Origin of the sequence: Paenibacillus sp. FSL R7-0179 (genome assembly GCF_038002265.1) — a bacterium.
In the GTDB taxonomy this organism is placed as follows: Bacteria; Bacillota; Bacilli; order Paenibacillales; family Paenibacillaceae; genus Paenibacillus_AQ.
Map to the genome: position 1 here is coordinate 1,377,772 of NZ_JBBOCC010000001.1, position 12,898 is coordinate 1,390,669.

General features: G+C 54.1%; 11 protein-coding genes. 7 read left to right on the forward strand and 4 right to left on the reverse strand.

The genetic code is table 11. The features are described 5' to 3' along the window. The first annotated feature begins 34 nt into the window (after positions 1-34). The 3 genes from MKX63_RS06145 (at position 35) to MKX63_RS06155 (ending at position 2,193) form a co-directional block, all read left to right on the forward strand. Entirely contained in the window at positions 35-409 is a 375-nt protein-coding gene (locus tag MKX63_RS06145) for a winged helix-turn-helix transcriptional regulator (RefSeq protein WP_341015945.1), read from the forward strand. 91 nt (positions 410-500) lie between these two features. Beyond that, positions 501-1,637 (forward strand): NADH-dependent flavin oxidoreductase, encoded by a 1,137-nt coding sequence (locus MKX63_RS06150; RefSeq protein WP_341015946.1) that lies wholly within the window; start codon positions 501-503, stop codon positions 1,635-1,637. Between the two features lie 148 nt (positions 1,638-1,785). Continuing rightward, complete coding sequence (locus MKX63_RS06155; protein WP_341015947.1) at positions 1,786-2,193, forward strand: winged helix-turn-helix transcriptional regulator; 408 nt, start codon at positions 1,786-1,788, stop codon at positions 2,191-2,193. 49 nt (positions 2,194-2,242) lie between these two features. On the opposite strand, the gene pepT is transcribed toward MKX63_RS06155, so the two are convergent. The 4 genes from pepT to MKX63_RS06175 all read right to left on the reverse strand — a co-directional run bounded on the left by pepT (position 2,243) and on the right by MKX63_RS06175 (position 7,294). Then, on the reverse strand, positions 2,243-3,475 hold the full coding sequence (gene pepT / locus MKX63_RS06160; protein ID WP_341015948.1) for a peptidase T: 1,233 nt from the start codon (positions 3,473-3,475) through the stop codon (positions 2,243-2,245). Between the two features lie 179 nt (positions 3,476-3,654). Beyond that, positions 3,655-4,314 (reverse strand): sortase, encoded by a 660-nt coding sequence (locus MKX63_RS06165; RefSeq protein ID WP_341015950.1) that lies wholly within the window; start codon positions 4,312-4,314, stop codon positions 3,655-3,657. 30 nt (positions 4,315-4,344) lie between these two features. After that, positions 4,345-5,313, reverse strand: a complete 969-nt coding sequence (locus MKX63_RS06170) for a hypothetical protein (protein ID WP_341015951.1) — start codon at positions 5,311-5,313, stop codon at positions 4,345-4,347. A 970-nt stretch (positions 5,314-6,283) separates the two neighbouring features. Continuing rightward, positions 6,284-7,294, reverse strand: a complete 1,011-nt coding sequence (locus MKX63_RS06175) for an LLM class flavin-dependent oxidoreductase (protein ID WP_341015952.1) — start codon at positions 7,292-7,294, stop codon at positions 6,284-6,286. A 360-nt stretch (positions 7,295-7,654) separates the two neighbouring features. On the opposite strand from MKX63_RS06175, the gene MKX63_RS06180 reads away from it, so the two are divergent. The 4 genes from MKX63_RS06180 (at position 7,655) to MKX63_RS06195 (ending at position 12,796) form a co-directional block, all read left to right on the forward strand. Then, entirely contained in the window at positions 7,655-8,659 is a 1,005-nt protein-coding gene (locus MKX63_RS06180) for a LacI family DNA-binding transcriptional regulator (protein WP_341015954.1), read from the forward strand. A 366-nt stretch (positions 8,660-9,025) separates the two neighbouring features. Beyond that, positions 9,026-10,453 carry an ABC transporter substrate-binding protein gene (locus tag MKX63_RS06185; RefSeq protein WP_341015955.1) on the forward strand — a complete coding sequence of 476 codons (1,428 nt, stop codon included), beginning with the start codon at positions 9,026-9,028 and terminating at the stop codon, positions 10,451-10,453. 136 nt (positions 10,454-10,589) lie between these two features. Further along, entirely contained in the window at positions 10,590-11,705 is a 1,116-nt protein-coding gene (locus tag MKX63_RS06190) for a carbohydrate ABC transporter permease (protein ID WP_341015957.1), read from the forward strand. Then, entirely contained in the window at positions 11,705-12,796 is a 1,092-nt protein-coding gene (locus MKX63_RS06195; RefSeq protein ID WP_341015958.1) for a carbohydrate ABC transporter permease, read from the forward strand. The genes MKX63_RS06190 and MKX63_RS06195 overlap by 1 nt, the downstream gene beginning before the upstream one ends. Positions 12,797-12,898 lie beyond the last annotated feature (102 nt).

The following is a 12,898-nucleotide window of genomic DNA, read 5'->3' on the forward strand; positions in this document are numbered from 1 at the left end:
TGTATTATGATTATAGCCGGAAGGGGGCTGGATATTGGCTACTGAAATTAAAGACCGCATCAATCTGAAGGAGATCAACTGCGAGAAGGAGCTCACGCTCGCTGTGATCGGCGGCAAGTGGAAGCTGATTATACTGTGGCACCTGGGTCTGGAAGGGACCAAACGCTTCAGTGAATTGAAGAAGCTGATCCCCCATATCACCCAGAAAATGCTGACCAACCAGCTTCGCGAGCTGGAGGAGGATCAGCTGGTATTCAGGAAGGTCTATGCGGAGGTTCCTCCGCGGGTCGAATACTCCCTGACTGAGTATGGACATACTCTGATGCCGGTGCTGCGTATGATGTATGACTGGGGCAAGAATTACGGGGAGAAGGTAATCTGGAAAGATTCACCTCACTGTGATAAATAGCATCCGTAAACGAAGTCACTGTATTTGTATTGCGCAAAATTAAATTGTATAATAACATTTGTGAAGATTTTATAAATGGAGGCTGGTAGGTATGCTTAATACACAATATAGCCCGCTGCTGGAGACATTCAAATTCAAGAACGGGATTGAACTGAAGAACCGTGTGGTCATGGCGCCGATGACTAACTTCTCCTCGAATGAGGATGGAACCGTCTCCCGGCCGGAGCTGGACTATTATATCCGCCGATCGGGCGGGGCGGGGATGGTCATCACCGCCTGTGTCTATGTCTCACGCGGCGGGAAAGGCTTCCCGGGCGAATTCGGAGCTGACCATGATGGTCTGATTCCAAGCCTGCGTGAGCTGGCAGAGGCCATCAAGGGCGAAGGAGCGAAGGCTGTGCTCCAGATCTTCCATGGCGGACGTCAATGCCCGCCGGAGCAGCTGGTTGACGGGCAGCCTGTCAGTGCGAGCGATGTGCCGGCTGAGCTGCCGGGCGGTGGACAGGGTACTGTTCCGCGCCCGCTGACAGACGAAGAGATTACCGGAATTATCGCTGATTTCGGAGAAGCCACACGCCGGGCGATTGAGGCCGGCTTCGATGGCGTTGAGATTCACGGCGCGAACGGATATCTGCTGCAGCAATTCTTCTCGCCGCATTCCAACAGACGCGAAGACCGCTGGGGCGGGGATCTACAGAAGCGGCTCACCTTCCCGCTGGCCGTTCTGCGCAGTGTCAAGGCTGCCGTGAAGCAGCATGCGCAGGGGGCATTCCTTGTAGGCTACCGCTTCTCGCCTGAAGAGCCGGAGACACCGGGAATTACAATGGCTGACACGTTTGCCCTAATCGATGCGCTGACAGCGGAGGGACTGGATTACCTGCACGCCTCCCTCATGGAGCTGTGGTCGCTGCCGCGCCGGGGAACGGAGGACAGCCGTCCGCGCATTGAACAGATCGTAGACCGGGCGGGAGACAAGGCTCCGGTAATTGGCGTAGGCTCGCTCTACTCTGCCGCCGACGCCCTGAAGAGTCTGGACAGCGGCATCAGCCTGGTGGCTCTGGGCCGCCCGCTGCTGATTGAACCGGACTGGGTGCAGAAGCTGGCCGGGGGCCGGGCCGATGAGATTAAGACAGAGCTTGATCCAGATGCCCAAGCAGAGCTTGTGATCCCGGACCCGCTCTGGAGAGCGCTGATCCATACGCCGGGCTGGCTGCCGGTGAAGAAATAAGTCTGACAGACAGATAACGGTCTGTGACCATAGCATGTTAAGAACCCCGTGCGCCCGTTGTTCCAGGCGGCACGGGGTTTTTGCCGTATCGGCATCTATGATACAATTGTACTAAATCAGGGACGACCGGAAATGGGGTGCGGCAGAGATGAACGTACAAGGAAGAGACGGAGGCTCTGATGAGGCAGAGGGCGTGGATTGCGGGGCGGAGAACAGCTCATTGCAGCGGACCCTTGAAGTTATTGGCGGGAAGTGGAAGGGTGTTCTGCTCTATCATCTGATCAGCGGGCCGAAGCGGTTCAACGAGCTGCGCAGATTATGCCCCGGCATTACTCAGCGGATGCTGGTGATGCAGTTGCGGGATCTGGAGCGTGACGGCCTGGTCCACAGGAAGGTGTACCCGCAGGTGCCGCAGAAGGTAGAGTATTCCTTGACCGAATGGGCACAGGGCCTGGAGACCGCGATTCTTAGCATCAAGCATTGGGGAGAGGGATACCGCGAGGTACTCGCAAGAGGTGAAGATAGAGCTCCGCGCAGCACGGAAATCCCCGAATGAGCGGAGTACGCTTGAACGGGGATTTCCTTGCTGCATCCTATAGCCCTGCTTATGCTTTCTGCTCCGCCAGACGGGCAATCTCAACGATCACCTGTACAGCCTGCAGCATGACGTTTACAGAGGCGTATTCAAATTTGCCGTGGAAATTCTCGCCTCCGGTGAAAATATTCGGTGTAGGCAGCCCCATATATGAGAGCTGTGAGCCGTCAGTCCCTCCGCGGATTGGACGGATAACCGGCGTGATTCCGAGGCCCTCCATCGCTTCCCGGGCGATATCGACGATATGCCGGACGGGCTCGATTTTCTCGCGCATATTATAGTATTGGTCATTCATCTCCAGCACGATGTTGTCCGCCCCGTACGTAGATTTGAACTCCTCCACAATCGCGGCGATATTCGATTTGCGGTTCTCGAAGCTGTCGCGGTCAAAATCACGGATAATATAATGCAGCTTGCTGTGCTCGGCACTGCCTTGCATGGAGATCAGATGGTAGAATCCCTCGTAGCCGTCTGTGAATTCAGGAGCTTCACCGGCGGGCAGACGGAGATGGAAGGCCATGGCGATTTTGGACGAATGGATCATCTTGCCCTTGGCTGTACCGGGATGGACGTTGACTCCATGGAAGCTGATTTTGGCGGCGGCGGCATTGAAGCTCTCATATTCCAGCTCTCCGAGCGGGCCTCCGTCCACGGTGTAGGCATAGGAAGCGCCGAAGGCGGCAACGTCGAACTTATGCGGGCCGCGTCCAATTTCTTCATCGGGGGTAAAAGCGACGCGGATCTTGCCATGCTTAATCTCCGGATGCGCCAGCAGATGGGCCATAGCCGTCATGATCTCAGCGATGCCTGCCTTGTTGTCCGCCCCCAGCAGGGTGGTGCCGTCAGTCGTAATGAGCGTATGCCCCTTGTAGCCGCTCAGCTCCGGGAAGCTCTTCGTGGACAGGATAATATTCTGGGCTTCATTCAGCACCAGATCCTGCCCGTCATAGTTCTCTACAATCTGCGGCTTCACATTCGTACCGGTGAAATCCGTGGCGGTATCCAGATGGGCCAGGAAGCCGATTACCGGAACCTCTTTATCTGTATTAGCGGGCAGCGAGGCCATGACATAGGCATGCTCGTCCACCGTAATCTCCGTCAGTCCCAGCTCCTGCAGCTCCTCTGCCAGCTTATGCGCCAGTACCATTTGGCCTGGAGTGGACGGGCAGGTCTCGCTGTCCTCGCTGGATTGGGTATCCATTTCAGCATACGATACAAAACGTCTAATTAACTCTTCCTTCAATGCGGGTCATCTCCTCTTCAGCTTCGTATGTCTATATTATCACGATCCGGCCCGGGTCTCATACTTTAGGCGGATGGTGTGGAGTGAAGGGGGATAGCTGGCTGGAGGGAGGCGAGGGAAAAGTTGGAGTGAGGAAGGCAGTAGGGAAGCGGGAGAGGGGGAAGGAGAGGGAACCCGGATTATGGCTGCTGCACCGTAGACTGGCTGGAGATAAGCTTGGCTGAGAGCAGGTAGCGGTCGGGCGCTGCGCCCACGTAAGAGAACGGGTAACAGGTAATCAAGGTGAGTATGGGGTCTCTGCTGGGCTTAATCGCTCCCCGTGTATCTCCATCAACAATCCGGCTGCCGGTCACTTCATAGGTGAAGGTTCCGTCCGCTGTCGCAAGCTCAAGTGTGTCTCCAGTCTCCAGCTCGCCGAGGCTGCGGAAGACGGTGTCACGGTGTCCGGCCAGCACGCTGTTCCCGGAGGCGCCCGGGGCGGCACTGCTTTCGTCATGTCCGGCACCCTGCTTAAGCTCCGCCCGTCCGGTTCCCTCCAGAATGGCGACCCGCTTCTTCAGCTTCGGAAAATAGATCTCTCCAATTACCTCTCCTGCTATATAAGCAGGTTGGTCACCCTTTGGTGCTTCCGCGCTGCTGATCATACCTTCAGGAAGCGGCGTTTCTTCTTCGGAAGTTACGGGAAGCTGGGCTTCCTCCCTCTTTTTGTCCCAGATTCTCAGGGCTTCTCGGGCTTCGGCGGGCGCTTTGAGGATCTGGAAGGCGGAATACACCATAACGCACAAGGAGAGCAGGAAGATCAGCTTGACGGCTAAAGTGAACCCGCTGCGCATCTTCATGCTCTCTCTCCTCCTTACCTATACATAAAGTTACTTCTTCTGGCCCAGCCTGCGGAGTACAAGCGCACTGATCATGGCGGCAACCAGGCTGGCCGCAATCAGATTGTACCAAGGGCTGGCTGTGTCCGGCAGTCTGCCGTCTTCCTCCGGTCCGCCCAGCGGAAGCGTGTCGTCTGTGAGGTTGACCTCTTTCCCTGGTGAAGGGGCTGGTGTGCTGCCAAGTGCAGCGGCTCCGGAATCCGGGGTTGCGGACGGATGGTTGCCGCCGTCCTCTTCCCCTCCGCCTAGCGGAACAGGATCTTCACTTACAGTTACTCCACCCGCAGGCGGTGTTGCCGTCGCTGCTGGTGATGGCGATGGTGTAACGCCAGGAGAGACTGTGCCTGCTGTTGAATCCGTAGGGGCACTTGTTGCTGCTGGCGTACTTCCGGGACTGACCGTGGTGTCCGGTGTTGACCCGGGTAAAGGTGTAGCTGAAGCCGCTGGCTCAGCCGTCGGTTGCGGTGAGGAGGTTGGCGCGGTTGTAGGCGCAGGCTCCGCTGTAGCTGTAAATTCAAAGGCGACACTTACCGTCTTCTCCTGGAACTCGTTGCCTGCCTCCGGCGGGAACAACACCTTCATTTCGATAGCTTCCTCTTCCCCTCCGGCAAGCGAGCCGATGGTCACCACACCCGGGGCCTCGCTCATGACCCCTGAATAGAGGATTACTCCCTCTTTTTGCAGAGTCATTTGCAGGATATTGTACAGATCTGCGTCCCCGGAGCGGAACTGGAAGGCAACTGCATAATCGAACGGATCATTTCCGTCATTGATAATCTTATAATCCGAAGCCATCGTATCTCCCGGCTGCATGTTGTTCATGGTTGCCGTGCTGGTCGTATGCGAGTTGACGGTGAGCTTGATCGTATCCTCAGCGCTGACCCCTCCGGCATGCCAGATCATACCTGCAAGAACAGCCAAAATATACGCGCCGATTATGGTTGTATGTCTCTTCTTCACTCTCCCCGCCCCTTTCGTTGCAGACCTCCGGCAGCCCCCAGCCATAATCCGCCCAGGTTCGCGCTTCTGAATCGTAGTTTGTCGAATAAAGTAGTTTTTTAAAGAACTACTACATATCAAAGCGATAGTATAAATCAGAACGAGTATTAGCGGGTCTGGATAAGCCTGAACATGCGATGAATAGGCCGGAATGGTAAGAATACGCTATTGTTCGTTATAACGAATATTAGTTACAGTATAATCGAAATTAAGCATAAAGAAAAACAGGAAAAGATACTTTAAGTGAATGAATTCGGGCGTTTATTATGAATAAACGGAATTTATTTAATGTTCACTGCGGTTAACTCATTAATTCTCTGTTTTTTATTAATTTTGTGTTTTATAAAGAACGATGTGGGTGGGGAGGCTCGGCTCAATAATTTCTGCACCGAACACATTTGTCTTTTGCAAAATTGACTTTATATATTTCACTGAGCAGCTAAGATTTTCTTCATTCTTAATCTGGTTTTTTAATAATCACTTGCTCCAATGCTAAAATAGCCCACTTAGCTACCCAATGGAGTACTCCACAGGTAGTTAAATGGGCTAAATATATAGACTGGCCAGTAATCAAATTAGTAAACCGAAGCAAATCCCCTTCAATTACATCTTTTCCAAAGGGGGGGGCTTTAGTTCTTTAGGGGCGTTTGGCTTAGCGTAACGGACTGAGGTGCTCTTATCCGGGAAGAAAGTCGTCACTTGGGAGATTAACGGACTGCAAGGACCTTATCCCCTGCAACTCAACTCCAAACGTCCCGCAGAACGACGATAAGGTCGCCTGAGTCCGTTACGCTGCAAAAGGTGGCTTTCTCGTGGGAATAAGGTCTCTTCGGTCCGTTAGATTTTTTGGGATGATAGGATTTTATTACACGAACCGCCGAGTTTCACAAGCTTATCCACCCTTTTAAATCTGACACCGTACTACAGCTTGTTACTTCTTCAACAGGTCGGCCACAAGCTCATACGAATGTAAGCGGGCAGAGTGATCATAGATCTGTGAAGCGATAATCCACTCATCGGCATCCGTCTCTTCGAGAATCTGCAGCAGCCGTTCTTCGATCAGGGCCTGGTCGCCCGCAATGGAGTATTGCTGTTTGCTCATAAGCAGCGCCTTCTCCTGGGAGGTCCAGATTCCGTCCAGACTGTCTACAGGCGGCTGGAGCTTGCCGGTGCGGCCACGGATAATGTTCAGGAATTGCTGCTGCTGGGAAGTGGCAAGTCTGCGCGCTTCCTCTACCGTATCCGCCGCCGTAATTCCCAAGCCCACCATAACATAAGGCTCGCCCAGTACAGCTGAAGGCTTGAAACTGGTACGGTACAGATGCAGGGCCGGCAGCAGATAATCCGGTGCAAAGTGGCTGGCAAAAGCAAAAGGCAGACCCAGCTGGCCCGCAAGCTGGGCACTGAAGCCGCTGGAGCCAAGCAGCCAAATCGGGATGTTCAGTCCTTCGCCGGGCACGGCGCGGACACCGGCCGGGCGGGAGCCTGATCCTTCAGGGTCGAAATAAGCCCGCAGCTCACTTAGCTGCTCGGGGAATTCACTGCCATCGCTGCCGAGGCTGCGGCGCAGTGCTCTGGCGGCTGCCTGGTCGGAGCCGGGGGCTCTGCCCAGACCCAGATCAATCCGTCCCGGATACAGGGACTCCAGCGTGCCGAATTGCTCGGCAATCACCAGCGGTGCATGGTTGGAGAGCATGATGCCGCCTGAACCCACGCGGATGGAGCTGGTTCCGGCCGCCACATGTCCGATAACAACGGAGGTAGCGGAGCTGGCAATGCCGGTCATATTATGATGCTCTGCCAGCCAGTAACGGTTATACCCCCATTTCTCAGCATGACGGGCCAAGTCAAGGGTGTTATGAAAAGAATCCGCCGCCGTTCCGCCCTCCCGGATAGGGGCCAAATCCAGTACGGAGAATGGTATGTCGTGCAATTGCTTCACATGAATCCCTCCTATAGTAGATGCCTACAGCATCAGTAGCATTATTTGCAGCCATGAATCAAGATACCCGCCAATTATAACATGAAATAATATAATTTACACACTTTAAGTAAGCAGCATGACGGGGAGAAGCGATCTGGAGGGAGGAAAGTGCAGTTGCTTCTGGAATGAATTTGGACTGCTACAACCATGCAGCATGCGCTCCTTAGACAATAATATAAGCGCATAACAATTTGCTTGCCAATTTAAGGGAGCCTTGCTATAATCGCTTTGAAAAGCTTTTCTAACTTAAGCGGCTAGGCCAATCCTGATAAGGAGGGCACACGTTTCGGGCTAAACGAATAAGAAGGAAGTCAGACTATGAAGCCAACAATCAGAGATGTCGCCAAGATGGCCGGAGTATCCATCAGTACCGTGTCCCGTGTAATGAATGCGCCGGATACGGTAGTGGAGAGCAAGCGCGTCCGGGTCATTGAAGCGATAGAAGCGCTCAAGTATCAGCCTAATGCATTCGCACGGGGGCTAATTTACAGGAAGTCATTCACCCTCGGGCTGCTCATTCCCGATATTGAGAACCTGTATTTCGCAGGCGTGATCCGGGGAATGCAGGATGCCTGCATTAAGCTCGGTTACAGTCTGATGATCTGCAATACAGACCGTGACAAGGAGCGGACACTGTCCTATATGGATACTTTTCATGAGAAGCAGGTGGATGGCGTTGTGTTCGCCAGTGATATTCTGCACCCTGAGTATTATGAGAAGCTGGTGGACTGCAGAATTCCCTTTGTGCTGGTCTCCTCCCATTCCGATGAGTACGAGGTAGCGTCGGTCGAGGTGGATGATGAGAAGGCGGCGTATGATGCTGTGAAATTCCTGATTGAGCTGGGGCACCGGGAGATCGGGATGATCGGCTTCAATCATGATAATTCGGTGTCCGGGCCACCGCGGATGGCGGGGTTCGTGAGAGCCTTGGGCGAATCGGGGCTGGAGCGTAATATCCCGAAAATCAAGTACGCCAACCACCGCTTTGAGCAGGCTTATCAGGCAACGCACGAGCTGTTCACTGAATATCCGGAGCTAACCGCAGTATTCTGTGTAGCGGATGAGTTCGCTATGGGAACCATCTCTTACTTGAAGGACCGCAATATTCTGGTTCCCGGTCAGGTGTCGGTCATCGGCTTCGATAATCTGCGGATGTCGGGGATGTTCATTCCGAAGCTGACAACAATTGCACAGCCTATCTATCAGCTGGGATACCGGGCGGCCGAGAAGCTGCATGAATTGTTGACCACGGGCAAGGTGGCTGTCATGAAAGAGAAGATGGAACATAAGCTAATCGTAAGAGAATCCTCGCGTGAGAAGTGAAAGGTAGTTCCGGCGGGCTGAAGCGCGGCTGCCCGGGATAGGGCAGCACGGTTTCTTCGCGGTATTCTGAAAAGCTTTTCAGAGCGGAGGGTTACAGAAATACGAGCGAATCGTTTCGGGAACCGGTTCAGGAACTGTTTCAGGAAACCCACCTGCAGCAGAAGGTACTAACGCACTATTGGAAGCGCATACATTATAGTGGAATATGGAGAATGTACGTTTGAGTTGGCGGTGTTAATGGGTGCGGGTGCCTGGTGTCCGTGAATTTCGATAAGGGGGTGAGTTGCTGCTCTGCCGGAAGGGGTTCCGGTAACGAAGCTGGATTGATGCAGTCTCTAAAAACAATTAAAGGGGATGTATAAAACAATGAAGAAAGCTCCAGCACGTAAACTGTCACTTGCGATGGTGCTGTGTCTATCCTTCACCATGATGCTCAGCGGCTGCGGCGGCAATAACAACGCTGCACCAACGCAGGCCCCGGCGGCTACAGAAGCGCCAAAAGCACCGTCGGCAGATAACAACGCAGCATCAACAGACAGCCCAGATCCCGCTGCATCAGGCAGCCCGTTGGACTTGGCGATGAAGGGTGAATATAAAGGCACGAAGGTCACGATGTTCGGACCGTTTGTTGATGCGGACCAGGTGAAGTTTGAGAGCAGCATTAAGGAATTCGAAGAGAAAACCGGCATTGATATTCAATATGAAGGCTCCAAGGAATTCGAAGCCACGATTAATATCCGGGTTGATGGCGGCAATGCGCCGGATATCGCGGACTTCCCGCAGCCGGGCCTTCTGGCCTCTATTGCCAAGACCGGCAAGGTTATCGATCTGACCGGGGTGCTGGATCAGGCGAAGCTGACGGCCAATTACAATAAGAGCTGGTTGGATATGTCCACCATGGACGGCAAGGATGGCAAGATTATGGCCGGGATCTGGAACCGCAGTAATGTGAAGAGCCTGGTCTGGTATCCGAAGAAGCAATTTGATGAAGCGGGATATACGGTTCCGCAGACTTGGGATGAGATGATGGCTCTGACGGAGCAAATCGCCAAAGACGGTGATCCGGCCTGGGCAATCGGTATCGAGAGCGGCGCGGCAACCGGCTGGGCGGCAACCGATTGGGTGGAGAACATCATGCTGCGGACCACGACGCCTGAGAATTACGACAAGTGGGTAAGCGGGGAGCTGCCGTTCACTTCGCCGGAAGTGAAGAACGCGGTGGAAGTGATGTCCAAGATCTGGCTGAATAAGGATTATGTCTACGGCGGTGCTAAATCCATTGTCACTACTGCCTTCGGCGATGCTCCGAAGCCGATGTTCGAGAATCCTCCCAAAGCCTGGTTCAACCTGATGGGGAACTTTATTACCAGCTTCTTCCCGGAAACGGCCAAGGTGGATACAGACTATGACTGGTTCTATCTCCCGCCGATTGATGAGCAGTACGGCAAGCCGGTCCTGGTGGCAGGCGACATCTACGCTATGTTCAATGACCGCCCTGAGGTACGCGCTGTAATGGAATTCTTCACCACTGGCGAATCGATCAAAAGCTGGGTGCAATCCGGCGGTGTCATTGCCCCTATGAATGATGCTTCCCTGGACTGGTACCAGTCCGAATCCGACCGCAGGATGGCGAAGCTGGTACAGGATGCCTCGACCCTGCGCTTCGATGGCTCGGACCTGATGCCGGGCAAGGTGGGTGCAGGTACCTTCTGGAAAGGCATGACTGACTATGTGAGCGGAACTGCTACGCTGGATCAGGCTCTGGAGCAGATTCAGTCAGGCTGGAAGAACTAAGGACCAGGCAGCATGGGAATTAGACGCCAAGAGGTTGAAGGGGCGGTCCTGAGCAATCAGGCCTGCCCCTCAACTGGTGTTAACGGTTGTTTATGAAGAGGGCTCTGCTCTAACAGAGCCTATAGGAGGAACCGATATGGATGCACAAATAAGGCCGGAGCCGGGTGCCGCCGGGGCGCAGGCCAGTCAGAGAATCAGCGGCAGGGCAGTGCTGCTGTCGCTGGGCGTCTTGCTTGCGAATATTGTGGTCAACGGGCTGATTTTCCTGTTTTTCCGCGATTCAACGCTTCAACCGCTGCTGACTGCGGTGCTCGCCGTGTTGTGGGGCGTGCTGGGCGTATATCTGATCTACTACACCTTGACCTGGGCAGTGGAGCAGTACCCGGACTATGTCCGCAGGAAGGTGCTGCCTTATGTTTTTGTCGGACCGGCGGTCCTTATTCTCGGGTGGCTGCTGATTCTGCCTGCCCTGCGGACGCTGTACTTAAGCTTCTTCAACGCGTCCTCAGAGAAGTTCGTCGGACTCAGCAATTACGCCGCGATCTTCAGTGACCGTCTGATGGCCACGGCTCTGCGCAACAACCTGCTCTGGGTGTTCGTGGGCACGCTGGCCTGTGTCTGCTTCGGGCTGCTGATTGCCATTCTTGCCGACCGTAGCAGCTATGAGCGGATCGCCAAATCTATTATTTTCATGCCGATGGCTATTTCCTTTGTTGCCGCCGGGGTCATCTGGAAGTTCGTCTATTATTATCAGCCGGGCGATGAGCAGATTGGACTCTTGAATGCGATTGTCACCTATTTCGGCGGTGAACCGCAGGCCTGGACGAGTATGCTGCAGCCGTGGAACAACTTCTTCCTTATTATCATTCTGATCTGGATGCAGACGGGGTTTGCGATGGTTATTTTCTCAGCGGCCATCAAAGGAGTGCCCGAGGATATTCTGGAGGCTGCACGGGTGGACGGCGCGGGTGAGGTGAAGATCTTTTTTGGCATCATGATTCCTTACATCTCCACCACGATTCTGACGGTGACCACTACCATTATTGTCTTTACGCTGAAAATATTTGACGTTGTCATGGTGATGACAGGAGGTCAATACGATACAGAAGTTGTAGCGACGCAGTTCTACCGGCAGTTCTTCATGTACCGTAACTTCGGCTACGGCTCTACACTGGCTATCGTGCTCCTGATCGCGGTATTGCCTGTTATCCTTATTAATCTGCGGCAGTTCCGCAAGCAGGGGGGATTCTAATGGTAGGAACCAAGAAAAGAAAGGGCAGCAAAACGGCCGTCAATCTGATTCTGGGCCTCATCTGCTTCCTCTGGATTCTGCCGACCTTCGGCCTCTTCGCCTCCTCCTTCCGTCCCGCAGCGGATATTTTGCAGACGGGCTGGTGGAAGGTGTTCCCCCATCAGGAATGGAAGGCGGGCGAGACGGTGCAGCTCTCCAAGGAAGTGGATCTGCGGGAGCCGATTGAGGTGAACGGCAAGACCTATACGGATGAACAGCTCAAGGCAGGGGTGAAGGCGGATGGCAGCCGCCTGATGTGGGAGAACCGCAGGGCACGCACGGTGAATATGCAGGAGCAGGGCTGGCAGGCGGTGCCGGACCTTACGCTCGACAACTACAAGAATGTGCTGTCCGGCAAGGAGTACACACTCAAGGAAGCAGACGGCAGTGAAACGGTGCAGAAGGGGAGCGGATTATCCCAGGCGTTCTGGAATACACTGACGATTGCTGTTCCGGCGACGGTGATTCCGGTGCTGATCGCCTCTTTTGCCGCATATGCCTTCGCCTGGCTAAGGTTTCCGGGACGGAAGACGCTGTTCGTCATTATTATTGCGATGCTGGTCATTCCGATTCAGGTTGCGCTAATTCCGGTACTTAAGGATTACACGGCGCTTGGGCTGAACGGCAGTTATCTTGGAATCTGGCTGGCACATACGGCCTTCGGACTGCCGCTGGTTACGTACTTTATGTACAACTTCATCAGCCAGTTGCCTAAGGATCTGGTTGAATCGGCCTTTATTGACGGCGCCAGCCACTTTACTATTTTCAGCAGACTGATTCTGCCGCTCTCCGTACCTGCACTCGCTTCCATCGGGATCTTCCAGTTCCTCTGGGTATGGAATGATTATCTGGTGTCGCTGATCTTCATCGGCAACCAGCCGTCGGTGCAGGTCATGTCGATGAAGATCGCCGATCTGGTCGGCTCCCGCGGCAATGACTGGCATCTGCTGACCTCGGCCGCCTTTATCTCGATGCTGATGCCGCTGGCGATCTTCTTCCTGCTGCAAAAGTATTTCGTCCGGGGTCTGATGGGCGGCTCAGTCAAGGGCTGACCTGCGCTGGGACAAGAGAAGTCGGCAATCGGGAGGAGAATACGAAGATGAGACCGGAGACAAGAACGGAGATAAGTACGGAGATAAGTACGGAGATACGCG

Excerpts from the sequence above, each read along its gene's own strand:
- MKX63_RS06150 (WP_341015946.1), top strand. The coding sequence starts at position 501 with ATGCTTAATACACAATATAGCCCGCTGCTGGAGACATTCAAATTCAAG.
- MKX63_RS06165 (WP_341015950.1), bottom strand. The coding sequence starts at position 4,314 with ATGAAGATGCGCAGCGGGTTCACTTTAGCCGTCAAGCTGATCTTCCTG.
- MKX63_RS06180 (WP_341015954.1), top strand. The coding sequence starts at position 7,655 with ATGAAGCCAACAATCAGAGATGTCGCCAAGATGGCCGGAGTATCCATC.
- MKX63_RS06155 (WP_341015947.1), top strand. The coding sequence starts at position 1,786 with ATGAACGTACAAGGAAGAGACGGAGGCTCTGATGAGGCAGAGGGCGTG.
- MKX63_RS06185 (WP_341015955.1), top strand. The coding sequence starts at position 9,026 with ATGAAGAAAGCTCCAGCACGTAAACTGTCACTTGCGATGGTGCTGTGT.
- MKX63_RS06190 (WP_341015957.1), top strand. The coding sequence starts at position 10,590 with ATGGATGCACAAATAAGGCCGGAGCCGGGTGCCGCCGGGGCGCAGGCC.
- MKX63_RS06195 (WP_341015958.1), top strand. The coding sequence starts at position 11,705 with ATGGTAGGAACCAAGAAAAGAAAGGGCAGCAAAACGGCCGTCAATCTG.